Source organism: Aminobacter sp. J44, from assembly GCF_007829415.1.
Taxonomy (GTDB): Bacteria; Pseudomonadota; Alphaproteobacteria; order Rhizobiales; family Rhizobiaceae; genus Aerobium.
In genome coordinates this window covers 16,750-41,933 of sequence record NZ_VLJG01000001.1, presented here as the reverse complement: position 1 = coordinate 41,933, position 25,184 = coordinate 16,750, and the positions used below count along the sequence as shown (strand labels likewise).

Genomic DNA, 25,184 nt, shown 5'->3' with positions numbered 1-25,184 from the left:
AGTTGCTCAGCGATGGAACGAAATAAGCCGGCAACTGCCGGCTTATTTCGTCTCGAAGACGGTGATTTTCCGCTTCTCGAATTTGAGGGCGATTTCGCCGCGCACCAGCGCCAGCGCCCGCTCGCCAAACACCTCACGGCGCCAGCCATGCATGGCCGGAACGTCGGCGTTTTCGCCCGATGCGGCGATCTTCTCGACGTCCTCGGACGACGCCAGCACCTTCGGTGCCACACCCTGCTGCTCGGCGACGATCTTGAGCAGGACCTTCAGTAGCTCGGCGGCAGCGCTCGTGCCTTCGGCCTGCTGCACCTGCTTGGGCAGCTTCGGCAGCTGATCCTTCGGGATCTCCAGCGCCTTGTTGACAGCTGCCAACACGCCTGCGGCGGTGGAGGAACGCTCCCATCCCTTCGGCGTGGTGCGGAGGCGGGCAAGCGCGGCGGCATCACGCGGCGCCTGCTGGGCGATCTCGAAGATCGCGTCATCCTTCAAAACGCGCCCGCGCGGCACGTTGCGCTCGCGCGCCTCGTATTCGCGCCAGGTGGCGACGGCCTGCATGATCGCCAGTTCCTGCGGCTTGCGCACGCGCATCTTCAGGCGCTTCCACGCATCCTCAGGATCGGGATCGTAGGTCTCGGGCGAGGTGAGGACGCTCATCTCCTCGTTGAGCCAGTGCGCGCGGTTCTCGCGCTCCAGCTCGTCCTTGAGATGGCGGTAGACGTCGATGAGGTGGGTGACGTCCGCCAGCGCATATTCGAGCTGCTTGTCCGACAGCGGCCTGTGGCGCCAGTCGGTAAAGCGGGAGGTCTTGTCGATCCGCGCGCCGGTAACCTTCTGCACAAGCTGATCGTAGGAGACGCTGTCACCAAAGCCACAAACCGCCGCCGCAACCTGCGTGTCGAACATCGGCGTCGGGATGATCTTGCCGAGATGGTAGATGATCTCGACGTCCTGGCGGGCGGCGTGGAACACCTTGAGGATGCGCTCGTCCGCCATCAGGCGGAAGAAGGGCGCAAGGTCCAGCCCGGGCGCGAGCGGATCGACGAGGGCAGTCACGCCCGGCGCGGCCATCTGGATGAGGCAGAGTTCAGGCCAGAATGTCGTCTCGCGAATGAACTCGGTGTCGACGGTGACGAAATCGGAGCGCGACAGCTCCCCGATGACGGTGTCCAGTTCTTCCTGGCGGGTGATGAGGTGCATCAGGCTCGAAAATCTTGGTTTTCTGTCTCCATTCCAGTCATGGAGGTTCACGTCAAGTGTTGAGCCGCGCTAAGCCTATCTTTCCCCTTCTTCTGCACGGTCTTGTGTTCGCGGGTGAGGGCGTTCCTTGCGTGCCTGCCACTGGGCGAGGCGTGCAAACAGCGTCGAGGTCCGAAGCAGGGCGGTGAATCGGCCGCGCTCGCTGTCGTCGGCTGGMCCGCGCACCGCCATACGCCAGATCGTGATGACGAGGAACACGACGTAGACACCGGCCGAGAAGTGGAACAGCGCGTGCGGCCCAAAGCGCTCCATCCCAGCGGCTGCCGTGAACGGACCGACGATTGCGCCGACGGAATAGAAGAGCATGAGTGCCGCATTTAGCATGACGAACTCGTGCGGCCCAGCGCGGTCGTTGGCATGCGCGGCCGACAGCGAGTAGAGCGGCATCGCAAAGCAGCCGAACACGAAAACGATGGAGAAGTTGAGCAGTCGGTTGTCGCCGGCAAGCAGCCCGATCGCCAGCGCCGAGGCAAGCGCGAGTGCGGTTGTGACCAGGATCACCTTGCGCCGGTCATAGCGGTCCGAAGCATAACCCAGCGGGTACTGAACCAGCGCGCCGCCGATGATCGACATGCTGACGAAGGTCGCGACGTCCGCGACCGACATGCCGATGTCCTGCGCATAGATGGGCGAGAGCGTGCGGAAGGCGCTGTTGGTCATGCCGACGGCGATGCAGCCGATGGCCGCGAGCGGCGAGATCGCCCAGGCGCGCCTGAGGTTGAGCTTGATGTCAGGCGGAGCGGCCGGGTTGGAACGGTCGCCGAGCGAAACCGGGACCAGCGACAGGGTGATCATGATCGCCATGACGGCGAAGATCGAAAAACCTCCGGCGCCAACGAGCGGGATCAGGAACTGCGCGCCCGTCACCGAGCCAAGGTCGACGATGCGGTAGACGGCAAGCACCCGGGCGCGGTCTGAATTGGCGACGCCCGAGTTGAGCCACGCTTCGATAACGGTGAAGAGTCCAGCAAAGCAGAAGCCGGAGACGAAGCGCGCGCCTACCCAGGTAAAGACGTCGACCGAGATCACCATTACGAGCGTTGCACTGGCCGCGATGGCGGCAAGCGCAGCGAAGCAGCGGATGTGCCCGACGGAACGGATCATCCGCACGATGTCGAGGCACCCGATCAGGAAGCCGGTGAAGTAGGCGGTGCCCATGAAGCCGATCGCTGCGGGGGAAAAGCCCTCCTGAACGCCGCGCACTGCAATCAGCGTTCCCTGCAGGCCGTTGCCGCCGAGCAGGATACCCGCAGCGAGGAGAATCGGGACCAGAGGTCCGAGGCTTTTCATGTGCCGCCACCGGATCGGAAGGATAGGCTTGCCCTAGGTACGACGGTGCGCGAATCCTTGCCAATGTCAGGTCGTGGCGGTTGCTGGTCCAGCAGCATCCGTGCCGCATTCCGCCGGGACAAAATTCTTTTCGACGACACTGCAGAATTGTCGCGGATCTGTCCGGGCAGCCTTGCAAAACGCACGCTATCCTTGACAAATCCGGCCTCTCATGCGCTCTACCGCGCAAAAGAAGCGCCGGAGTCCCGCGCCGGCCGCCAATTAAATCCGGAATCTCACATGACCCTGCATCGTTACCGCAGCCACACCTGCGCCCAGTTGACCAAAGCCGATGTCGGCCAGACCGTCCGTCTCTCGGGCTGGGTCCACCGCGTGCGTGACCATGGCGGCCTGCTCTTCATCGACTTGCGCGACCACTATGGCCTGACCCAGATCGTCGCCGACCCGGATTCGCCCGCGTTTAAGACCGCTGAGACCGTTCGCGGCGAGTGGGTGATCCGCGTCGATGGCGAGGTGAAGGCGCGCACGCCGGACACTGTCAACCCGAACCTCTCCACCGGCGAGATCGAAGTCTTCGCCCAGGAAATGGAAGTCCTGTCGTCCGCTAAGGAGCTGCCGCTCCCGGTTTTCGGCGAGCCGGAATATCCGGAGGACATCCGCCTCAAGTACCGCTTCCTCGACCTGCGCCGCGACACGCTGCACAAGAACATCGTCAAGCGCACAAAGATCATCTCCGCGATGCGCACTGGCATGGCCGCCGCCGGCTTTGCCGAGTACTCGACGCCGATCCTGACGGCCTCGTCGCCGGAGGGCGCGCGCGACTTCCTCGTGCCGAGCCGCATTCATCCGGGCAAGTTCTTCGCGCTGCCGCAGGCGCCGCAGCAGTACAAGCAGCTGCTGATGGTCGCTGGCTTCGACCGCTACTTCCAGATCGCGCCGTGCTTCCGTGATGAAGACCCGCGCGCCGACCGCCTGCCGGGCGAGTTCTACCAGCTCGACGTCGAGATGAGCTTCGTTACCCAGGAAGACATCTGGGCGACGATGGAGCCGATCATGACGTCGGTGTTCGAGCAATTCGCCGACGGCAAGCCGGTCACGAAGAACTGGCCGCGCATTCCGTATGACGTCGCGATGCGCAAGTACGGCACGGACAAGCCGGACCTGCGTAACCCGATCGTCATGGAAGAGGTGTCCGACCACTTCCGCGACTCCGGCTTCAAGGTGTTCGCGAACATCCTCGCCAATGACCCGAAGGCGGAAGTCTGGGCGATCCCGGCCAAGACCGGCGGCTCGCGCGCCTTCTGTGACCGCATGAACTCGTGGGCGCAGAGCGAAGGCCAGCCGGGCCTCGGCTACATCTTCTGGCGCAAGGAAGGCGACAAGCTCGAGGGTGCTGGCCCGATCGCCAAGAACATCGGCGAGGAGCGTACCGAAGCCGTCCGCCAGCAGCTCGGCCTCGATGACGGCGACGCCTGCTTCTTCGTCGCGGGCGATCCGAAGAAGTTCGCCTCGTTCGCTGGTGCTGCCCGCACCCGTGCTGGCGAGGAGCTGAACCTTGTCGACCGCGACCGCTTCGAGCTCTGCTGGATCGTCGACTTCCCGTTCTACGAGTGGAACGAGGACGAGAAGAAGATCGACTTCGCCCACAACCCGTTCTCCATGCCGCAGGGCGGCATCGAGGCGTTTGACAGCGCCGATCCGCTGACGCTCAAGGCATACCAGTACGACGCGGTCTGCAACGGCTTCGAAATCGCCTCGGGCTCGATCCGTAACCAGTCGCCGGAACTGATGGTGAAGGCGTTCGAGAAGGTCGGCCTGTCGAAGGAAGACGTCGAGGAGCGTTTCGGTGGCCTCTACCGCGCATTCCAGTACGGCGCTCCTCCGCACGGCGGCTGCGCTTTCGGCATCGACCGCGTGGTCATGCTGCTGGTTGGCGCGAAGAACCTGCGCGAAATCTCGCTGTTCCCGATGAACCAGCAGGCACAGGATCTGCTGATGAACGCTCCGTCGGAGGCAACCCCGCAGCAGCTGCGCGAGCTGTCGCTGCGCGTCGTAGCTCCAAAGAAGGAAGACTGATCGGAGGCGCCGGCGGCGCGGCCGCCGGCTTCTTGCTCCATCCGGAGTGAGGTCAAAAGAAAAGGCCCGGGGTTTGCCGGGCCTTTTTGCTGTTGTCGTATCCGCGATTAGTCGTTCGCGGTCACCTTGACGTTGAGCGTCTTGATCAGGCCCTGCGGGGTGCTCATGCCTTCTGCCATGATGAGGGCGAAGGGAACGTCGTTCGCTGGCTTCGCGGTGATGCGGATGACCTTCGGGTTGTCGAGGAAGGCCGACACCGCCTGCGTGGTAGAGGCGGTGAAGTCGGAATCGCCCAGCTGGGACACGGCAAACGGCACCGCGCCCTTGGCGATGGCGGCCACGTCGGTCTTGCTCATGCCCTGCATCTGGGCGACGAGCTCCAGCACCTTGCTGGTGAGCGAGTCGTCAGTGAAGGAGATCTCGGCACTGCGGAAGCTCATCTGCTGCATCAGGCCAAGTGCTGCCATGCCCTGAGCCGTGCTGTCGGCTTCCGGATCGTCGGCCATCTGCTGCTGAATCTCGCGCAGCGAGGCGATCAGCTCGCGGGTATAGCCGCCGAGGGTGAAGGACATGCCCAGCGTGCCGGCATCATTGATGGTGATGTTGGTCTCGGTCAGCTCGAAATCGCCGTCCTGCGGATTCCACTTGCCGCTTGATTTGATGCTGCCGCTGATCTGCTGGTAGCCTAGGGCCTCGATGATCGGCCATTGCTCGCTGTCCTTGGCGAGCGAAAGATCGACGAAGAATTTCTCGACCGATCCGGTATAGGAGATCGGCGCGCCGGAGACCGGTGGCGTGATCGTGATCTGCGCGTTCGTCATCGACGCAACGTCAACACCGTCGACGCTGATGCGGGCGTCATCGACATGCGCCTTCTCGTAGAAGATGAAGCCGCCGTAATTGTCGCGCACGTCGTCGTTCGGCATCAGCACGTTGTTCATGCCGATGCCGCTGACGGCCGCATAGAAGCCGTCCTCGCCCTCGACCTCGAAGTCGTCCATGGTGATGGAGCGGACGCGATAGCCTTCCGGATCATCCGAGATGTCCTCGAAGGCAATGTTCGAAACCTCGAAATCCTCGCCTGCCGAGGTGACAGTGACGTTCTCGAGGACGGCGTCGTCACCGCTGATGGCGGCGTTTTCCCACTCGATCGCCATGCCCTGTTCTTCCCACAGGGCCTTGAAGCGCTCGAGGGCTGCGTTGACGTCCTGCGCCTGGGCCGCGCTCAGCGGCGCTGCGACAACTGCTGCCGACAGCAGCAGGAAACGGATATGGCGGCGGCAGTTGTTCATGAAGTCCCCCTGATGGTGGTTTGGTTCTCTGGTGCGCAGGCCTGCACGGGTGCGGATGAGCACGCATACCGGCGTGCAGGATTGTCGCAAAGTGGATCAATGGCAATCGGGATCTGAATGGATAATGAACGGTGAATAAATTGCGTCGTTTGCCGCGTCTTGCCTGTTGCACTTGCCGCGAATCACCCAGTCAGTTAACCCCACTGCATGGGAAAAAGCTTAGTTCCGCCCGGTTCGGGCGGGGATGATCACATCGAGCCGGTCGACCTGAAGCAGGCGCTCGAGGAGCGGTACCTTGCCTATGCGCTGTCGACCATCATGCACCGCGCCCTTCCGGACGTCCGCGACGGGCTGAAGCCGGTCCATCGGCGCATCATGCACGCCATGCGGCTGCTGCGCCTCAACCCGGACCAGGCATTCGCCAAATGCGCGCGCATCGTCGGCGAGGTGATGGGTAAGTTCCATCCGCACGGCGATCAGTCGATCTATGACGCTCTGGTGCGCCTCGCGCAGTCCTTCTCCATGCGCTATCCGCTGGTGGACGGGCAGGGCAACTTCGGCAACATCGACGGCGATAGCGCCGCGGCGATGCGTTACACCGAAGCCCGCATGACTGAGGTGGCGACCGAGCTGCTTGCTGGCATCACTGAGGACGCGGTCGACTTTCGCCCGACCTACAACGAGGAAGACGAGGAGCCGGTTGTCCTGCCGGGCGCCTTCCCGAACCTGCTTGCCAACGGCTCGTCGGGTATCGCGGTCGGCATGGCGACGTCGATCCCGCCGCACAACGTGGCGGAGCTCTGCAAGGCGGCGCTGTACCTGATCGACAATCCCGACGCCGAGGTCGAGGACCTGATGACGCGGGTCCCGCACGAGGACCCGGACGAGAACATGGTGCGCGGGCCGGACTTCCCGACCGGCGGCGTCATCGTCGACTCCTTCGAGACGATGCTGGAGGCCTACAAGACCGGCCGTGGCTCGTTCCGCGTCCGCTCGAAGTGGGCGGTGGAAGACCAGGGCCGCGGCACCTACCAGATCGTCGTCACCGAAATCCCGTACGGCGTTCAGAAGTCGCGCCTGATCGAGAAGATCGCCGAGCTGCTGCTGGCGCGTCGCCTGCCGCTGCTGGAAGACATCCGCGACGAGAGTGCCGAGGACATCCGCGTCGTCCTGGTGCCCAAGAGCAGGACGGTCGATCCGGCGCTGCTGATGGAGTCGCTGTTCAAGCTCACCGAGCTTGAGGTGCGCTTCCCGCTCAACATGAACGTGCTGTCGCGCGGCAAGGTGCCGGGCGTGCTGTCGCTCAAGCAGGTGCTGCGCGAGTGGCTCGATCACCGCAAGGAAGTGCTGATCCGCCGCTCCAACCACCGGCTGGACGAGATTGTGCGCCGGCTGGAAATCCTCGGCGGCCTGCTGATCGCGTACCTGAACCTCGATGAAGTGATCAGGATCATCCGCGAGGAGGATGAACCGAAGCCTGTGATGATGGCCCGTTGGGACCTCACCGACCTTCAGGCCGAGTCGATCCTCAACATGCGGCTGCGTTCGTTGCGCAAGCTGGAAGAATTCGAGATCCGCAAGGAGTTCGATGCGCTCTCCGAGGAAAAAGCGCAGATCGAGGCGCTGCTCAACTCCGACCAGAAGCAGTGGAAGACGATCCGCTGGGAAGTCGAGCGCCTGCGCGACCGCTTCAGCTCCTCGACCGAGCTTGGCCGCCGTCGTACGCAGTTTGCGGATGCGCCGGAACACGACATTGAGGACATCCAGCAGGCGATGATCGAGCGCGAGCCGATCACTGTCGTGGTGTCGGAAAAGGGCTGGCTGAGGGCGCTGAAGGGCCACCTGTCGGACTACTCGACCCTGAGCTTCAAGGAAGGCGATGCCCTCAAGCTCGCCTTCCACGCGCAGACCACCGACAAGATCCTGTTCCTGACCACGGGCGGCAAGTTCTTCACCATCGGCGCCGACAGGCTGCCGGGCGGCCGCGGCCATGGCGAGCCGATCCGCATCATGGTGGACATGGAGAATGACCAGGCGATCGTCACCGCCTTCGTGCACGATCCGTCGCGCAAGCTGCTCTTGTCGTCCTATGTCGGCAACGGCTTCCTCGTTCCGGAGACGGAGGTTGTCGCCAACACCCGCAAGGGGCGCCAGGTCATGAACGTCAAGGCGCCGGACGAGGCGAAGTTTTGCCTGCCAGTCGGGGGCGACCACGTCGCGATCGTCGGCGAGAACCGCAAGCTGCTTGTCTTCCCGCTGTCGGAAGTGCCCGAGATGGGCCGCGGCAAGGGCGTGCGCCTGCAGAAGTACAAGGACGGCGGCGTCTGCGACATCAAGACCTTCAACCTTGCCGACGGGCTCACCTGGCAGGATTCCGCCGAGCGCACCTTCACGCGCACCAAGGAAGAGCTCGTCGAGTGGATGGGCGCGCGTGCCTCCGCCGGACGCATGGTGCCTAAGGGCTTCCCGCGCACCGGCAAGTTCGGCTGATCTTCAATCGGTCGCCAGCAAAGAACGGGCGCCTCGCGATCCTCGCGAGGCGTGGTGGCCGCTCTCTTGTGAATTGCGGCTCGCAGGCGACACATCGGGCGGCAGTGATGCTATGCCTGTCGCTGCGCAACGAACGGAGATTTCTGGATGACTGTCGGCATCGATCTCGGTAAGGGTGCGGGTAGCGCGTCCGTCAAGGTCGATCTTGAGGAGCTGCTTGCAACTCGCTTGCTGGTGCAGGGCAATTCCGGTTCCGGCAAGTCGCACCTCCTGCGCCGTCTTCTGGAGCAATCCGCACCCTGGGTGCAGCAATGCGTGATCGACCCGGAGGGTGACTTCGTCACGCTTGCGGACAAGTACGGCCATCTGGTCGTTGATGCGCAGCGCACCGAGCAGGAACTGACCCGCATCGCAGGCCGCATCCGCCAGCATCGAGTCTCCGCCGTGCTCAACCTCGAAGGCCTCGACGCCGAGCAGCAGATGCGGGCGGCGGCAGCCTTCCTTGGCGGCATGTTCGATGCCGAGCGCGAGTACTGGTATCCGGTGCTGGTCGTCGTCGATGAGGCACAGCTGTTCGCTCCGGCCGCCGCAGGTGAGGTTTCGGATGAAGCGCGAAAACTCTCGCTTGGCGCGATGACTAACCTGATGTGCCGCGGCCGCAAGCGCGGCCTTGCGGGCGTCATCGCCACGCAGCGCCTTGCCAAGCTCGCCAAGAACGTGGCGGCGGAAGCCTCCAACTTCCTGATGGGCCGCACCTTCCTCGACATCGACATGGCGCGTGCCGCCGACCTCCTTGGCATGGACAAGCGTCAGGCCGAGCAGTTCCGGGATCTTGAGCGCGGCCGCTTTGTCGGCCTTGGCCCAGCGATTTCGCGCCGCCCGCTTCCGATCGCTATCGGGCCGGTCGAAACCTCGGCACGCTCGGTCAGCCCCAAGCTGATGCCGCTGCCGGAAACGGCGCCCGAAGACGCGGCAGAGCTGATCTTCAAGATCGACCCGGAAGAGGAGCGCCGCATCGTCCGCCGCCCGCCGCCTCCGCCGCCGGCACCGACCGCTGAGATCCTTGAGCGGCTGACCCGTCAGCGCGCCGAACCAATGGCTGCCCCCGAGCCGCCGCCGAGCCTGTTCCCGGAGATCGACGAGGCCGAGCGCGAAGCGGCCCTTGCCGCCGTGCTGCGGGAGATCGTGGACGATCCGGACGCCGGCTTCCGCTCGGTTGCCGTTCTCTACCAAGACTTCATCGTCCGCTGCCGCATCCACCGGGTGCCGGGGCAGGTGCCCGACCTCAACAACTTCAAGCGGCGCCTCGCCATTGCCCGCGCCGGCGTCGACAACAAGACGGCTGAAGGCGAGGAGTGGAAGCAGGCCGAAGCGATGGCCGACACGCTGACCGATGACATCCGCGGCGTATTCCTTGTCGTCGCGCAGGCTGCGCTTTCCAAGGCGCCGTGCCCGTCCGACGCGACGCTGGCACGCGTCTACGGAACGCGCTCCCCGTCGCGCGCCCGTCGTCTGCTGACCTATTTCGAAGAGAGGGGGCTTCTGGTCCTGCGCACCGATTTCCACGGCATGCGCATTGCCGTCTTCCCTGAGCTTGGGGCGGAGACCGCGCCGGGCGATCCTAACGCGCCCGACGAGATGGAAGGCCGCGACGCCGCCGAGTGATCAGGCGGTCACGCGCCGGCGCCGGCTCTGGTTCAGCTGCCACAGCGAATGGCAGAGCAAGGCGCCGATCAGGATCGCGCCGCCGATCAGGCTCTGGTCCGACGGCACTTCGTTGAATATGAGCCATACCCAGATCGGCGCCAGCACCGTTTCCAGCAGATAGAACATCGCGACTTCCGGGCCGCTGATGTATTTCGGGCCCGTCGCCAGCAGGAAGAAGGCGATCGGGATCACGATCAGGCCGTCGAGGATGATCCACCAGGGGGCCTGGATGTTGAGGCCCTGGCTTGCCACCACAGAACCGCCGATGAGGATCGGCACGACGACGGCAATCAGCGGCGTAAAGCCCATATCGCGGCCGCTGGCGCGGGAGATGACGATCGCGGAGGCGATCGCCAGCGCCGCGAAGAGTGCGAGCATGTCGCCGAACCAGCCGCCGGAGCTGAGGCCGTCCTGTACGATCAGGCCGATCGCAACGATCATCACGGTGATGGCAGCCAGCGTCTGCGGCCGGGGTACCTCGCGCAGGAACAGCCATGACAGGATGGTCGAGAACACCGTGCTGAAGGCGACGCAGAACACGAGGTTCGCGGTCGATGTGTAGAACACTGCGCTCATGAAGCAGAGGGAGGTGACCCCGTAGCAGGCGGCAACCGCCAGGCCCGCCTTACCGGGGATCAGCGGCGGCACGTTGCGCGAAACCGCGCGCCAGGCAAGCCAAGCAACCAGCGCCGCAACCAAAGTGGAAACGCCGCGCAGGAGCAGGATCGACCAGACGTCACCTTGGGAGAGCTTGATCAGCGGGATGTCGAGCGTGAGCGCCAGGCCGCCAATGGCTGTCAGCAGCAGGCCCTTGGTGTGCGGCGACATCTTTTCGGACATAAAGCAACTCCTGCGCCGTTGGCGCGAACTCGCGGAAATGTTTCAGGAAGGCTGGTGCTAGCCGGCGTTGTCGGGATCGAACCTCTCCCAACCGCGCGGACCAAGGTGCTCCTGCGGCTCGAAGCGGATCTTGTACGACATCTTGCGCGAGCCATTGACCCAGTAGCCGAGATAGATGTGTGGCAGGCCGGCTGCGCGCGCCCGGTTGATGTGGTCGAGGATCATGAAGGTGCCGAGCGAGCGATCCTCCATGTCCGGGTCGAAGAACGAATAGACCATGGACAGACCGTCACTCATCCGGTCAGTGAGCGCGACGGCGATCAACTCGCCTTCACCTTCGCCGGTGATGAAGCTGTCCGGGCCACGACGGCGGTACTCGATCAGCATCGTGTCGACGTGGGTGTCCTCGACCATCATCGCGTAGTCGAACACACTCATGTCCGACATGCCGCCGCTGCGATGGCGGCGGTCGAGATAGGTGCGAAAGAGGGAGTACTGCTCGGTCGAGGTCTCCGGCAGCTTGGCGCAGCCGATGAGGTCGCTGTTGCGCGCAAGCACGCGCTTCATGTTGCGGGTCGGCTTGAACTCGTCGACGAGGATGCGCACCGACACGCAGGCCCGGCAGGTTTCGCAGGCTGGCCTGTACGCAATATTCTGTGAGCGGCGGAAGCCGCCCTGAGTGAGGAGGTCATTCAGTTCAGGAGCGCGATCACCCACCAGATGGGTAAAGACCTTCCGCTCCTGCTGTCCCTCGAGATAAGGGCAGGCAGCCGGGGCGGTGAGGAAAAACTGGGGGGATTGCGTCGTCTGATGCGTCATGGCTTCTGGCAGGTGTCCCAACCAAGGGTACACCTGAATAAGCTCGTCTGACGGGCTAAAAAGTCAAACGAAAAAGTTTGAAACGGTATCGTCAGCCGAGCGGTGGCCGGCTTAACGATCTGAGCGGGCAACGACGGTGCCGAGCAGCAGGTCGTGGACCGTGCGCTTGCGCTCGAGGAAGAGCGTTGCGAGAAGGATGAGCGGCGTCAGGATCGCGTTGCCGGCCCAGAACAGGACGGTGTGAACGATCGCCAGCATGCCGTCGACACGACCGCCGTCCAGCCGCTCGAGGCGGATGTTCATCATCCGCATGCCGATGGTGGCCTGATCCGGGCCGCCTAACGTCTTCCAGACGTAGATGAGCGCGACGGCGGGGCCGAGGATGGCAAACAGCATCCAGCCGAGCCCAAGGGTCAGCAGGCCAAGCAGGAACACCAGGATCCCGAACGGGATCAGGAGGAGCCCGATAATCAGATAGTCGATCAGGAAGGCGAAGACGCGCCGCGTCCGCACTCCGTCATAGACACGAATATCATCGAGGCGGTCGTTGATGATCTCGCCATCAAGCGTTCGGCTGTTCATTGAGTCTTCCCTCATCATGCCTGTCAGGTGGTGTGGCAGGACGCCGATTTCAACCGAACGCTGAAAGTGCAGGGCTGATTGTCAGCCCTGTTGCTTGAGCAGTTCCGCGACGCGCGGCGCGAAGTAGGTGAGGATGCCGTCGCAGCCGGCGCGCTTGAAGGCGAGCAGCGACTCCAGSMYCSCCTTCYCCCCATCGACCCAGCCATTGGCTGCGGCCGCCTGGATCATCGCGTATTCGCCCGACACCTGGTAGGCGAACATCGGCACGCGAAGCTCCTGCTTCAGGCGGTAGATGATGTCGAGATACGGCATGCCGGGCTTGACCATCAGCATGTCGGCCCCCTCGACGAGATCCTGCTCTGCCTCTCGCACGGCCTCGTCGGAATTGGCGTGGTCGATGTAGTAGGTCTTCTTGTCGCCCTTGAGCAGGCCGAGCGTGCCGATAGCCTCGCGATAAGGACCATAGAAGCACGACGCAAACTTGGTCGCGTAGGACATGATGGCGACGTCCTGGAAGCCGGCGCTGTCGAGCGCGTCGCGAATGGCACCGATGCGGCCGTCCATCATGTCCGACGGGGCGATGATGTCGGAGCCTGCCTCGGCCTGGCGGATCGCAGCCTGCGCGACCTGCTGGACCGTCTCGTCATTGACGATGATCCCGTTGCGCAGGATGCCGTCATGGCCGTGGCTGGTGAACGGATCCAGCGCCACGTCGGTTATGATGCCCATCTGTGGCACCGCGGCCTTGATCGCGCGGGTGGCGCGGTTGATGAGGTTGTCCGGGTTGAGGATTTCCGAGCCGGTCTCATCCTTCAGCGCCCCGTCGACCTGAGGGAAGGTCGCGATCGCCGGGATGCCGAGCTTGGCGGCATGCTCTGCCTCCTTCACCGCCTCGTCGACCGACATGCGGAAGACGCCGGGCATTGCTTCCACCGGCTCGCGGCGCTTTTCGCCGTCCATCAGGAAGATCGGCCAGATCAGGTCATCGACGGTCAGGCGGTTCTCCTGGACGAGGCGGCGCGACCAGTCGGCCTTGCGCATGCGGCGCAGTCTTCTGGACCCGGTAATCTCGTCAACGGTGCGGGCCGAAGAGCGGAAAGGAGGAATGTTCATGGCAGGGACTCCAGTTTCCGCGCTTCTAACATGGGGATTGCCGCCGGGCCAATTGCTTGCAGATCAAACCTGCTGCCCTATGCTGCATGGCGAATCTGACGGGAGAGAGCATGCCGGTTACGAACGAGTTCTTCGAACGCACGCCAACCTATGCGTCGACGCTTGAGCTCGCCTGGCAATGGTTTCTTCGTGTCGTGGCTGCCTGGAGCCTTATCCTCGGCATTCTCTATTGGGTGCGGCTGATCGGCTTCTATGACGGCGCCGAATGGCGCTTCGACCTGATGCCCGTTCACTGGCAGGTGGCCGCAGTGGCGCTTGCCGTCCTCTTTCCCTTCGCGGCCAGCGGCCTGTGGATGCTCGCGTCGTGGGGGCCGGTCATCTGGTTTTTGTGCGCGGCGATCGAGTTCGGCATGTATCTCGGCTTCCCGCGCCTGTTTGGATTTCACCTCGAAATCCTGATCGCTCACGGCATCGTTGCGATCATCTACTGCGCCTTCCGCGCGGTCTTTTTCCTCAAGGCACGCAAGCAGTCAGATTAACTGCGCATTAGTCCTGTCTGCCTGTTTCGCCCGGTAAGCCCCTGTTAAGCCTGCGGTTTAAGTCGAATTTTATACGTGTTCGATATGGTCGGGCCAAGGTGAGAACAAAAAAGAAAATCACCAGGCGTCAAACAAGAGGCAAGACCATGATGACTTCCCGTCAGGCGGCGAAGCCCGCGGATAACCATGAAGATCGCAAGGATGCTATCCGGAATCTTTATCTGGAATCTTTGCAGCTGGTGGAAAGACTGCACCGTCGTCTTCTGGACGTGATCAAGGACGAGTTCGACCGCAACGGCCGTTCGGACATCAACGCGATCCAGGCTCTTCTGCTCTTCAACATCGGCGATGCCGAGCTGACCGCCGGTGAACTGCGCACCCGCGGCTACTATCTCGGCTCGAACGTGTCCTACAACCTGAAGAAGCTGGTCGACCTCGGCTTCGTCAGCCACCAGCGTTCGCGCATCGACCGTCGTTCGGTCCGTATCAGCCTGACCGAGAAGGGCCAGGAAGTGGCCGAGATCGTCGGCCGTCTCTACGAGCGCCACGTCGGTTCGATCGAGCAGGTCGGCGGCATCAACGCGGACGAGTTCAAGCAGATGAACCGCGCCCTGCAGCGTCTCGACCGCTTCTGGAACGACACGATCGCCTACCGCATGTAATCCGAACGGTCATCCGGCGCTCTCGAAACCGCGTGTGCTCCGGCGCGCGCGGTCGCGGCGTTTCAGCCGCCGCCACGTTCCCGCCATAAAAGCATGGGACCGGAAGCTACGCGCATCGTTAATGAATTCGGCTACTGTTTGGGCTATCTTAACCCTGTTGCCGCAATATGCGTGAGTGGTGCCGCAGGCCTTCGCCGCGGCGAAAATTTCGAGTGCCGGGACCAACTCAATGAAGACATCTCGTCGTACCTTTATCCGGGGCGTGGGCGCAGGGGCTGCCACGGCAGCACTCGCAGCGCCGGCGATGGCCCAGAGCGTCATTGACGAAATCCTGTCCTCCCATTCGCGCGCAACCTGGGACGACCAGTTTGATGCGCGCCCGACGGCGCAGCCGGGCAGGGTGGTTTCCACTTCGCCGGTTTTCAGTCAGCAGACCGTCGCCTATGTCGAGCAGACGATGGCGCACTACCAGAACATCGTTGCCAATGGCGGCTGGCCGATCGTGCCGAGCGGGAAGGCTCTCAAGCTTGGCGTGGTCGATCCTGACGTCGCGGTTCTGCGCCGCCGCCTGATGATCTCGGGCGATCTGGCCGAATCGGCTGGCATTTCGAACGCCTTCGACTCCTATGTCGACGTTGCCCTGAAGCGCTTCCAGACGCGCCACGGCCTGCCAGCTGACGGGGCGACCGGCCGCTACACCTATGCGGCGATGAATATTTCAGCCGACATCCGCCTCGGCCAGCTGCAGACGAATCTCGAGCGCCTGCGCAACATGCCGGACACGTCCGGCCGCTTCGTGATGGTGAACATTCCGGCTGCCGAGATCGAGGCCGTCGAGGACGGCCGTGTTGCTTCGCGGCACGTCGCCGTCGTCGGCAAGATCGACCGCCAGACGCCACGCCTCACCTCGAAGATCCACGAGATTAACCTCAACCCGTACTGGAATGCGCCGGAGTCGATCGTTCGCCGCGACATCATCCCGCTGATGCGCAAGAACCCGAACTACCTGAAGGAAAACAACATCCACATCCTCGGGCCGAACGGGGAGGTCGATCCGCTGTCGATCGACTGGAACACGGAAGAGGCGGCGAAGCTCCGCTTCCGCCAGGATCCGGGCCGCATCAACGCGATGGCGAGCACGAAGATCAACTTCCACAACCCACACGCGGTTTACCTGCACGACACGCCGCAGCAGAGCCTGTTCAACGGCCTCGAGCGTTTCCACTCGTCGGGTTGCGTGCGCGTCCAGAACGTGCGCGACCTCGTCGTCTGGATCCTCAAGGAGACGCAGGGCTGGGACCGCCGCCGTATCGAGCAGACCATCCAGACGGAATCGGACGTCAAGATCCCGGTGGCCAATCCGGTGCCGATCCACATGACCTACGTGTCGGCATGGGCGACCGACCAGGGCGTCGCACACTTCCGCGACGACATCTACGGGCTCGACGGCGTGGACGCGTTGCAGATCTCGACGCTCTGACGAAAAACAATTTCCGGAATGGCCGCCTCGGGGCGGCCTTTTCATTTGTGGCGCAAAGCCGCAATCAAATTTCGCGGTCGTGCATGGTCGCACCACGGGAAGTGTGCTAATCGCGCCGCATCCAACGCCACCCCAAGTAAGTCCGAAGGACAGGTCCATGGCCATTGCTTCCGCAGCGTCGGCAGATGCTTCCGCTTTCTTCACCCAGCCGCTCGAAGAGCGCGATCCGGAAATCTTTGCAGCAATCCGCAAGGAGCTCGGTCGTCAGCGCGACGAGATCGAGCTGATTGCCTCGGAGAACATCGTCTCGCGCGCCGTTCTTGAGGCCCAGGGTTCGATCCTGACCAACAAGTATGCGGAAGGCTATCCGGGCAAGCGCTACTACGGCGGCTGCCAGTTCGTCGATATCGTCGAGGAACTCGCCATCGAGCGCGCCAAGCAGCTGTTCGACTGCAAGTTCGCCAACGTCCAGCCGAACTCGGGCAGCCAGATGAACCAGGCCGTGTTCCTGGCGCTGCTGCAGCCGGGCGACACCTTCATGGGCCTCGACCTTAATTCGGGCGGTCACCTGACCCACGGCTCGCCGGTCAACATGAGCGGCAAGTGGTTCAACGTCGTCCCCTACGGCGTCCGCAAGGAAGACCAGCTTCTCGACATGGACGAGGTCGAGAAGAAGGCGCACGAGACCAAGCCGAAGCTGATCCTCGCCGGCGGCACTGCCTACTCGCGCATCTGGGACTGGAAGCGTTTCCGCGAGATCGCTGACGCGGTCGGCGCTTACCTTATGGTCGACATGGCGCACATCGCCGGCCTCGTCGCGGGTGGTCAGCACCCGTCGCCGCTGCCCTACGCGCACGTCGTCACCACCACGACCCACAAGTCGCTGCGTGGTCCGCGCGGTGGCATGATCCTCACCAACGATGAGGAAATCGCGAAGAAGATGAACTCGGCCGTGTTCCCCGGCCTGCAGGGCGGCCCGCTGATGCACGTCATCGCCGGCAAGGCGGTTGCGTTTGGCGAGGCGCTAAAGCCGGAGTTCAAGACCTACGCGAAGAACATCGTCGACAACGCCAAGGCGCTGGCTGCCGCTCTCAAGGAGACTGGCCTCGACATCGTCTCGGGTGGCACCGACAACCACCTGATGCTGGTTGACCTGCGTCCGAAGAACGCCACCGGCAAGCGCGCCGAGGCGGCTCTCGGCCGTGCGCATATCACCTGCAACAAGAACGGCATCCCGTTCGACCCTGAGAAGCCGTTCGTGACCTCGGGCATCCGTCTCGGCACCCCGGSGGGCMCSMCCCGCGGCTTCGGCACCGCCGAGTTCACCCAGATCGGCCACATGATCTCGGAAGTGCTTGATGGCCTGAAGGTCGCCAACTCCGACGAAGGCAATGCCGGCGTCGAGCAGGCTGTGCGTACCAAGGTCGAGGAGCTCTGCGCACGCTTCCCGCTCTACCCCTATCTGGGGTAAGCCTACGGCTACCAAGATTCGTCGGGGATGAGCGATGCGCTGCCCATACTGCCAGTCTGAAGACACGCAGGTAAAGGATTCCCGCCCCGCAGAAGACGGGGCGGCGATCCGCCGGCGCAGGGTCTGCCCGGTTTGCGGCGGTCGCTTCACCACCTTCGAGCGCGTGCAGCTGCGCGATCTCGTTGTCATAAAGAAATCGGGCCGCAAGGTCCCCTTCGACCGCGACAAGCTGTTGCGGTCGATGGAAACGGCGGTGCGCAAGCGCAACGTCGATCCGGAACTGCTGGAGCGTGCGGTTAGTGGGATTCAGCGACAGCTCGAGAGCTCCGGCGAAATCGAGATCAATTCCGGCGATATCGGCCGGCTCGTGATGGATGCCTTGAAATCCATCGATGACGTTGCCTATGTGCGCTTCGCCTCGGTCTATCGCAATTTCCGCGAGGCCAAGGACTTCCATGATGTCCTCGGTGAACTGCGAGGCGACGAAGACGAGGAATAGGTGCCGATGGCGGCAAGTTCGCGCAGTGAGGCAAGCGAGGCCGACCGTCGGTTCATGGCTGCTGCGATCAGGCTGTCGCGGCGCAATCTTGGTCTGACTGCTACCAATCCCTCTGTTGGAACGCTCATTGTCCGCGACGGCGTCATTGTCGGTCGAGGGGTGACCGCGCTGGGCGGACGCCCGCATGCCGAGCCGCAGGCTCTCGCCGAGGCAGGCGAACTTGCGCGTGGTGCGACGGCCTACGTGACGCTTGAGCCCTGCGCGCACCATGGCCGGACGCCGCCCTGCGCGAACACGCTGGTGACGGCAGGTGTTGCTCGTGTTGTTGGGGCAGCAAGCGATCCGGACCCCCGCGTTTCCGGTAAGGGCTACGCCATTCTCCGCGCTGCCGGCATCGAGGTCGTTGAGCGCGTACTGGCTGAAGAAGCCGTCGACGCGATGGCCGGCTACCTGACTCGTTCCATGAGCCGTCGGCCGGAAGTGACTCTAAAGCTTGCGGTTTCCGCCAACGGCATGATCGGTAAGACGGGAGAGGGCCAGGTGGCAATCACCGGCCCGCAGGCCCGGGCCCAGGTGCACGTGATGCGCGCCGAGTCGGATGCCATTCTCGTCGGCATCGGCACTGCGCTTGCGGATGATCCGGAACTGACCTGCCGACTGCCCGGGCTTGAGGCGCGTTCGCCGATGCGCATTGTGCTCGACCGTTCGCTTCGGCTGCCGGTTGCGTCCAAGCTGGCGCGTACGGCGCGCGAAGTGCCGGTGCTGGTTGCAACCTGCAATGAGGCGGGCGATCCCGAACGCCGCGATGCGCTTGCGGCAGCGGGCGTCAGCTTCATGGCAGCCGAAACCTATGACGGCCGCCTCGCTCTGCCGGAATTGCTGGAGGATCTCGGCTCGCAGGGCGTCTCGACGCTGATGGTCGAGGGTGGAGCAAAGACTGCCCGCCAGTTCATCGACGAAGACCTTGTCGATCGTATTGCGCTATTTTCGGGCGACGTGACGATCGGCGAGGGCGGTATCGCTTCGCCCATCACGCGCGACACCGTGCCGGAAGGTTTCCGGCTCGTGCGCACCGCGCGCTACGGCAATGACGACTATCTTGAATTTGTGAGGGTACGCTAATGTTCACCGGTATCGTGACGGACGTTGGAACCGTGGCTTCCGTCTCGCCGCTGCCGGAAGGCATCCGGCTGCGCATTGCGACCTCCTATGATCCGAAGACCATCGACATCGGCGCCTCGATCGCCTGCTCGGGCGTGTGCCTGACGGTCATCGCGCTTCCCGAGGCTGGCTCGAACGAACGCTGGTTCGAGGTGGAAGCCTGGGAAGAGGCGCTGCGGCTCACCACGGCATCCTCCTGGAAGCCCGGCACACGCATCAATCTCGAGCGCGCGCTGAAGATCGGCGACGAACTCGGCGGCCACATCGTATCGGGTCACGTCGACGGTCGGGCAGACATCGTGGGCCGTAAGGAGGAGGGCGATGCCGTGCGCTTCACCCTCGAAGCGCCGCGCGGGCTGGCACGTTTCATTGCCCCCAAAGGTTCGGTTGCCCTCGATGGCACTTCACTCACGGTCAACCATGTCGACGGTACAAGATTTGACGTATTGTTGATTCACCACTCGCTCTCCGTGACGACCTGGGGCGAGCGGCAAATTGGCGACCGGGTCAACATTGAAATTGACACAATGGCCCGCTACGCCGCGCGTTTGGCCGAGGCCGTCCGGCGGGGCCTGTAACCACTTCGATCCTGATCAAGTTGAAGCATTGCGCCCAGTGCAATGCTCCAGCGTCAATGTACCGCTTGCTAAGGGGCCTGCTTCGGCCTAAGTCACCGAACAATCTCCGGAGTATCGCATGACCACGACCACCCCGCCCCGGCTCCTCATTGTTGAGGCGCGATTCTACGACGATTTGTCTGACGCCCTGCTCGAAGGGGCGAAGGCCGCGTTGGACGCGGCTGGCGCCCAGTATGATGTTGTCACCGTCCCTGGCGCACTTGAAATTCCTGCTGCCATTTCGTTCGCGCTCGATGGCGCTGAGAACGGCGGCACCGATTATGACGGCTTTGTCGCGCTCGGCTGCGTTATTCGCGGCGAGACCTACCATTTCGACATCGTCGCGAACGAGTCCTGCCGCGCGCTGATGGACCTCGCCGTCGAGGAATCGCTGGCGATCGGCAACGGCATCCTGACCGTCGAAAACGATGAGCAGGCATGGGCTCGCGCAAGGCGCAGTGAAGGCGACAAGGGTGGCTTTGCAGCGCGCGCTGCACTGACCATGATTGCCCTGCGCGAGCGATTTGGAGCTTAAGCGTGGCTCCGAAATCAAATACCCCCAAACCGGGCACGCCGCGTCCGGCCAACAAGCGCGGCGTCGCACGTCTTGCCGCCGTGCAGGCCCTCTACCAGATGGACGTGGCCGGTAGCGGTGTCCTCGAGATTACGGCCGAGTACGAGCAGTTCCGCCTCGGCAAGGAAGTCGACGGAGCGCAGTACCGTGAGGCCGATCCGCAGTGGTTCCGCGCCATCTTGTCGGGCGTCGTCGAGAACCAGAAGATCGTCGACCCGGTCATCCGCCAGGCACTGACCGACGACTGGCCGCTGTCGCGCCTCGATTCCACGCTGCGTGCGATCCTGCGCGCCGGTGTCTACGAGCTGATGAAGCGCGAGGACGTGCCGGTTCCGGTCGTCGTCTCCGAATATGTCGACATCGCCAAGGCGTTCTACGAAGAGGAAGAGCCGAAGCTCGTGAACGCGGTTCTCGACCGTGTTGCCCGCCGTCTGCGCGGTGAAGGGCGGGGCAAGGATCCTGAGGCGTGACAACACGACCGGTCTATGACGAAGCGGCTGCGCGCCGCGCGGCGATCATCTTCGCTTCGTCACAGGCCATTGTCGGCTCCGCCGCACCCATCACCATCTCGATAGGCGGGCTCGCCGGCTACTACCTGCTCGACGCGGACAAGTCGCTGGCGACGCTGCCGGTGACCGGCTTCACGCTGGGCGTCGCCGTCGGCGCGATTCCGGCCGCGGCCCTCATCAAGGGCCTTGGTCAGCGCGCCGGCTTCATGCTCGGCACCAGCGTTTCCGCGCTGGGCGGCGCGCTCGCGACGCTCGCCCTGTTCGAATCCTCCTTCTGGCTGTTTGCGCTGGCGCTTGCCATCATCGGTCTTGGCGGCGCCTTCGTGCAGCAATTCCGCTTTGCAGCTGCAGACAATGCGCCGCCGCCGTTCAAGGCGCGCGCGATCTCCTTCGTGCTAGCCGGCGGGATCATTACGGCCATCCTAGGGCCGCAGATCGTCATCTTCACACGTGAGTTGCTTGCGCCGGTAATGTTCGCCGGCTCGTTCGCCTCGATCGTCGTGCTGGCAGCGGTCGGTGCTGTGATCCTCTCCTTTCTGCGCGCCCGGGACACGATCTCCCACCACTCGGTGGCTCAGGAGGGCCCCGCCCGGTCGCTGGGGGAAATCATCCGTCAGCCGCGCTTTGCTGTCGGCCTACTGTGCGCTGTCGGCACCTATGCGCTGATGAGTTTCGTCATGACCGGCGCGCCGATCGCCATGGTCGGCTGCGGCTTCACCCCTGACGAGGCGACGCTCGGCATCTCCTGGCACGTCATGGCCATGTACGCGCCGAGCTTCTTCACTGGCCGGCTGATCAGCCGGTTCGGCTGCGAGAAGATCATCGCGTTCGGGCTCGTGCTCCTGCTCGGCTGCGCCATAGTTGGCCTGTCCGGCATTCAGCTATGGCAATTCTGGACGTCGCTGATCCTGCTCGGCCTCGGCTGGAACTTTGGCTTCATCGGCGCCACCGCCATGGTTGCCAACACCTACCAGCCGAATGAAAAGGGTAGGGCGCAGGGATTTCATGACTTCGTCCTGTTCGGCGTCGTCGCCGTCGCCTCGTTGTTGGCGGGATTCGTCTACAACGCCTGGGGCTGGGAAATGCTGAACTGGCTGACCTTCCCGGTGATCGCAATCTGCTTTGTTGGCCTGCTGGCGCTGCATCAATTGTCCGGTTCAAAACCAGCAGTTGAAAGCAATTGATCAAGTAGTAGATCAGCAACGGTCCGCGAAAAAACTACAAAACACGTACACTAGCTTGACGTCTGCATAGCCGTTTCGCACTCTGCGCGCGGAAGGCAGGAGTCCTTTCGGGGTTTCTGCCTCTTCAAACCCGGCCCGGGGAGGGGTTTTTCGGGCCATCAAGTGAGGAAATCCGCGAAATGACCATGCTTTATGTCGTCATTCTGTGCGGCTTGCTTTCTGTGGTCTATGCCGTCTGGGCAACGCAATCGGTTCTTGCGGCAGACCAGGGAAATGCTCGCATGCAGGAAATTGCCGGCGCAATCCGCGAGGGGGCGCAGGCGTACTTGAATCGTCAGTACACCACCATTGCCATCGTCGGCGTCGTGGTCTTCCTTCTTGCCTGGTGGTTGCTTTCGGGAGCGGCAGCCATCGGCTTCCTGATTGGTGCGGTCCTGTCCGGCGCAGCCGGCTACATCGGCATGAACGTGTCGGTGCGCGCTAACGTCCGTACTGCCCAGGCGGCCTCGGGCAGCCTGTCAGCCGGCCTCGACATCGCCTTCAAGGCAGGCGCCATCACTGGCATGCTGGTGGCTGGCCTCGCGCTGCTTGGCGTTGCGGTCTACTATTGGGTGCTGATCGGCCCTGCCGGCTATTCGCCCTCGGACCGTGCCGTCGTGGACGCACTTGTGGCTCTCGGCTTCGGCGCCTCGCTCATTTCGATCTTCGCCCGACTGGGAGGCGGCATCTTCACCAAGGGTGCTGACGTCGGCGGCGACCTCGTGGGTAAGGTGGAAGCCGGTATTCCCGAAGACGATCCGCGAAACCCGGCGACGATTGCCGACAACGTCGGCGACAACGTCGGTGACTGCGCGGGCATGGCCGCGGATCTTTTCGAGACCTATGCGGTGACGGTTGTCGCCACCATGGTTCTGGCCGCGATCTTCTTCGCCGGATCGGAAATGCTCGCCTCGGTGATGCTCTATCCGCTCGCAATCTGCGGCGCCTGCATCGTCACCTCGATCATCGGCACATTCTTCGTCAAGCTCGGCGCCAACGGCTCGATCATGGGTGCGCTCTACAAGGGCCTGATCGTGACGGGTCTTCTGACGATCGTCGGCGTGGCGATTGCAAACCAGTTCACCATCGGCTGGGGCGAGATCGGCGTTGTCGCGGGACAATCGATCACCGGATCGAATCTCTTCATCTGCGGCCTGATCGGCCTCATCGTGACCGGTCTGATCGTGGTGATCACCGAGTATTATACAGGCACCAACAAGCGGCCGGTGAACTCGATTGCCCAGGCGTCGGTGACAGGCCACGGTACCAACGTGATCCAGGGTCTCGCCGTCTCGCTCGAATCGACGGCGCTGCCGGCGATCGTGATCGTCGGCGGCATCATCGCGACCTTCCAGCTTGCTGGCCTGTTTGGCACGGCGATCGCGGTCACGACGATGCTCGGCCTTGCAGGCATGATCGTCGCGCTCGATGCCTTCGGCCCCGTGACCGACAATGCCGGTGGTATCGCCGAAATGTCGGGCCTGCCGCCAGAGGTGCGTCACTCGACGGACGCGCTCGACGCGGTCGGCAATACGACCAAGGCGGTCACCAAGGGCTATGCAATCGGCTCAGCGGGCCTTGGCGCGCTGGTGCTGTTTGCCGCCTACTCCTACGACCTCGAGTATTTTGCCGCCAATAGCGAACGCTACCCGTATTTCGCGGGCATCGGCGACATCTCGTTCTCGCTGTCGAATCCGTACGTCGTCGCCGGCCTGATCTTCGGCGGCCTGATCCCGTACCTGTTCGGCGGCATCGCGATGACTGCGGTTGGCCGTGCGGCAGGCTCGATCGTGGAGGAAGTGCGCAAGCAGTTCCGCGAGGATGCGGGCATCATGGCTGGGACTTCCAAGCCCAACTACGCCCGCGCGGTCGACATCCTGACGAAGGCTGCGATTCGCGAGATGATCGTGCCGTCGCTGCTCCCTGTGCTGGCCCCGCTCGTCGTCTATTTCGGCGTGCTGATCATCTCCGGCTCCAAGGCCTCGGCCTTTGCCGCGCTAGGCGCTTCGCTGCTTGGCGTGATCATCAACGGCCTGTTCGTCGCCATCTCGATGACCTCGGGCGGCGGCGCGTGGGACAACGCCAAGAAGTCATTCGAGGACGGCTTTACCGACAAGGACGGCGTCAAGCACCTGAAGGGCTCCGACGCGCACAAGGCCTCCGTGACCGGCGATACGGTCGGTGATCCCTACAAGGACACGGCAGGCCCCGCCGTGAACCCGGCGATCAAGATCACCAACATCATGGCGCTGCTGCTTCTGGCAGTCCTCGCGCACTGATCGGGCGATGACACACGAAGGGCCGCGGATTCACTACCGCGGCCCTTTTTGATTTCGCTTCCGATTCGCCTCAGGGCAGGCGAGATCCGGGGAAGGGACGATCCGCTTCTCTCCGCCACCGATCTGGCGAAGCGATCAGGGCCACCGGCCGCCGCTGCTGATTCTCTTTCATGATTACGTAGCCAAGCCAGGTCAGGCCGCCGAGGAATAACAGTTTCAGCATCTGCGCTCTCCTTTCGTCCCCCAACTCCCGCGAGGCAGCCGAGGTTCCTCTTCGGAGACAGGGAACGCGAAACACTTTTTGCCGTTCCACTCCCGCAACCTAGAGGAGAGAACGTCATGCTCAGGAAACTGATACTCGCGGCAGGCCTGGCACTTTTCACCACTGCGGCCGGCTACGCCCAGGGGCAGGCGCAGGCGCCGGCAAACACCGCCAGCTCTGACTTGCGTAAGCCGTCGGAGATCCTCCTTCTCATCGAGAAGCGCCCCGATTTCGCACGGCTGGAGGAGATGAGTTGGGACGACGACGGCTACTACGAGATCGTCTACCGCACCGGGGACAAGGCGCGGGTAGAGATCAATATCGACGCGAGAACCGGCGAACCCGTTGATGGGCGCTGACGCTGCGGTCTTCCCGAGCTTGTATGGAAAGAAGTGGCTCCCCGGGCCGGATTCGAACCAGCGACCAACCGGTTAACAGCCGG

At 63.4% G+C, this 25,184-nt stretch carries 23 protein-coding genes; 15 read left to right on the top strand and 8 right to left on the bottom strand.

All coding sequences use genetic code 11. The annotated features are described in order from the left end of the window. Window positions 1–42: 42 nt before the first annotated feature. Window positions 43–1,197 carry a ribonuclease D gene (gene rnd / locus L610_RS00195; RefSeq protein ID WP_144701526.1) on the bottom strand — a complete coding sequence of 385 codons (1,155 nt, stop codon included), beginning with the start codon at window positions 1,195–1,197 and terminating at the stop codon, window positions 43–45. A gap of 75 nt (window positions 1,198–1,272) precedes the next feature. Next, window positions 1,273–2,547 carry an MFS transporter gene (locus tag L610_RS00190; protein WP_144701524.1) on the bottom strand — a complete coding sequence of 425 codons (1,275 nt, stop codon included), beginning with the start codon at window positions 2,545–2,547 and terminating at the stop codon, window positions 1,273–1,275. Between the two features lie 285 nt (window positions 2,548–2,832). Here L610_RS00190 and aspS point away from each other — a divergent pair, with 285 nt between their 5' ends. Next, window positions 2,833–4,623, top strand: coding sequence for an aspartate--tRNA ligase (aspS, locus tag L610_RS00185; protein WP_144701703.1), 1,791 nt, complete (start codon window positions 2,833–2,835; stop codon window positions 4,621–4,623). 107 nt (window positions 4,624–4,730) lie between these two features. Here aspS and L610_RS00180 read toward each other — a convergent pair whose 3' ends face one another. Beyond that, window positions 4,731–5,915 (bottom strand): hypothetical protein, encoded by a 1,185-nt coding sequence (locus L610_RS00180; protein ID WP_144701521.1) that lies wholly within the window; start codon window positions 5,913–5,915, stop codon window positions 4,731–4,733. A 207-nt stretch (window positions 5,916–6,122) separates the two neighbouring features. Here L610_RS00180 and parC point away from each other — a divergent pair, with 207 nt between their 5' ends. Together parC and L610_RS00170 are read left to right on the top strand one after the other, a co-directional pair. Further along, entirely contained in the window at window positions 6,123–8,405 is a 2,283-nt protein-coding gene (gene parC / locus L610_RS00175; RefSeq protein ID WP_144701519.1) for a DNA topoisomerase IV subunit A, read from the top strand. Window positions 8,406–8,552: 147 nt separating this feature from the next. Beyond that, the gene (locus L610_RS00170; RefSeq protein ID WP_024847883.1) at window positions 8,553–10,070 is read left to right on the top strand and encodes an ATP-binding protein; all 1,518 of its coding nucleotides are present in this window, start codon (window positions 8,553–8,555) and stop codon (window positions 10,068–10,070) included. Here L610_RS00170 and L610_RS00165 read toward each other — a convergent pair whose 3' ends face one another. From L610_RS00165 to hemB, 4 genes are all read right to left on the bottom strand, one after another. Next, window positions 10,071–10,952, bottom strand: a complete 882-nt coding sequence (locus L610_RS00165; RefSeq protein WP_245263691.1) for a DMT family transporter — start codon at window positions 10,950–10,952, stop codon at window positions 10,071–10,073. Window positions 10,953–11,009: 57 nt separating this feature from the next. Then, window positions 11,010–11,771, bottom strand: a complete 762-nt coding sequence (locus L610_RS00160) for an arginyltransferase (RefSeq protein ID WP_024847882.1) — start codon at window positions 11,769–11,771, stop codon at window positions 11,010–11,012. A 111-nt stretch (window positions 11,772–11,882) separates the two neighbouring features. After that, complete coding sequence (locus L610_RS00155) at window positions 11,883–12,353, bottom strand: RDD family protein (RefSeq protein WP_024847881.1); 471 nt, start codon at window positions 12,351–12,353, stop codon at window positions 11,883–11,885. An 81-nt stretch (window positions 12,354–12,434) separates the two neighbouring features. Next, window positions 12,435–13,466 carry a porphobilinogen synthase gene (gene hemB, locus L610_RS00150; protein WP_144701516.1) on the bottom strand — a complete coding sequence of 344 codons (1,032 nt, stop codon included), beginning with the start codon at window positions 13,464–13,466 and terminating at the stop codon, window positions 12,435–12,437. A gap of 110 nt (window positions 13,467–13,576) precedes the next feature. On the opposite strand from hemB, the gene L610_RS00145 reads away from it, so the two are divergent. The 11 genes from L610_RS00145 to L610_RS00095 all read left to right on the top strand — a co-directional run bounded on the left by L610_RS00145 (window position 13,577) and on the right by L610_RS00095 (window position 24,480). Next, window positions 13,577–14,005: a DUF6163 family protein gene (locus tag L610_RS00145; RefSeq protein ID WP_024847879.1), complete on the top strand. Its 429-nt coding sequence runs from the start codon at window positions 13,577–13,579 to the stop codon at window positions 14,003–14,005. A 146-nt stretch (window positions 14,006–14,151) separates the two neighbouring features. After that, window positions 14,152–14,667, top strand: a complete 516-nt coding sequence (gene ldtR, locus L610_RS00140; RefSeq protein WP_024847878.1) for a transcriptional regulator LdtR — start codon at window positions 14,152–14,154, stop codon at window positions 14,665–14,667. A 229-nt stretch (window positions 14,668–14,896) separates the two neighbouring features. Beyond that, entirely contained in the window at window positions 14,897–16,147 is a 1,251-nt protein-coding gene (locus L610_RS00135; RefSeq protein ID WP_144701513.1) for a murein L,D-transpeptidase, read from the top strand. Window positions 16,148–16,304: 157 nt separating this feature from the next. After that, window positions 16,305–17,618, top strand: coding sequence for a serine hydroxymethyltransferase (gene glyA / locus L610_RS00130; protein WP_144701510.1), 1,314 nt, complete (start codon window positions 16,305–16,307; stop codon window positions 17,616–17,618). Between the two features lie 34 nt (window positions 17,619–17,652). After that, a complete protein-coding gene (nrdR, locus tag L610_RS00125; protein WP_024847875.1) occupies window positions 17,653–18,117 on the top strand; it encodes a transcriptional regulator NrdR in 465 nt (154 codons plus the stop codon). Between the two features lie 6 nt (window positions 18,118–18,123). Further along, on the top strand, window positions 18,124–19,239 hold the full coding sequence (gene ribD, locus L610_RS00120; RefSeq protein ID WP_024847874.1) for a bifunctional diaminohydroxyphosphoribosylaminopyrimidine deaminase/5-amino-6-(5-phosphoribosylamino)uracil reductase RibD: 1,116 nt from the start codon (window positions 18,124–18,126) through the stop codon (window positions 19,237–19,239). Beyond that, entirely contained in the window at window positions 19,239–19,856 is a 618-nt protein-coding gene (locus L610_RS00115) for a riboflavin synthase (RefSeq protein ID WP_024847873.1), read from the top strand. Before ribD ends, L610_RS00115 begins: the two co-directional genes overlap by 1 nt. A gap of 118 nt (window positions 19,857–19,974) precedes the next feature. After that, window positions 19,975–20,430: a 6,7-dimethyl-8-ribityllumazine synthase gene (locus tag L610_RS00110; RefSeq protein WP_024847872.1), complete on the top strand. Its 456-nt coding sequence runs from the start codon at window positions 19,975–19,977 to the stop codon at window positions 20,428–20,430. Window positions 20,431–20,432: 2 nt separating this feature from the next. After that, window positions 20,433–20,939: a transcription antitermination factor NusB gene (nusB, locus tag L610_RS00105; protein ID WP_024847871.1), complete on the top strand. Its 507-nt coding sequence runs from the start codon at window positions 20,433–20,435 to the stop codon at window positions 20,937–20,939. After that, window positions 20,936–22,162: an MFS transporter gene (locus L610_RS00100; RefSeq protein ID WP_024847870.1), complete on the top strand. Its 1,227-nt coding sequence runs from the start codon at window positions 20,936–20,938 to the stop codon at window positions 22,160–22,162. Before nusB ends, L610_RS00100 begins: the two co-directional genes overlap by 4 nt. A gap of 179 nt (window positions 22,163–22,341) precedes the next feature. Further along, a complete protein-coding gene (locus L610_RS00095; protein WP_024847869.1) occupies window positions 22,342–24,480 on the top strand; it encodes a sodium-translocating pyrophosphatase in 2,139 nt (712 codons plus the stop codon). 70 nt (window positions 24,481–24,550) lie between these two features. Here L610_RS00095 and L610_RS20080 read toward each other — a convergent pair whose 3' ends face one another. Then, window positions 24,551–24,703, bottom strand: a complete 153-nt coding sequence (locus tag L610_RS20080; protein ID WP_156941755.1) for a hypothetical protein — start codon at window positions 24,701–24,703, stop codon at window positions 24,551–24,553. Window positions 24,704–24,819: 116 nt separating this feature from the next. On the opposite strand from L610_RS20080, the gene L610_RS20280 reads away from it, so the two are divergent. Then, window positions 24,820–25,101 carry a PepSY domain-containing protein gene (locus L610_RS20280; RefSeq protein ID WP_024847868.1) on the top strand — a complete coding sequence of 94 codons (282 nt, stop codon included), beginning with the start codon at window positions 24,820–24,822 and terminating at the stop codon, window positions 25,099–25,101. Window positions 25,102–25,184 lie beyond the last annotated feature (83 nt).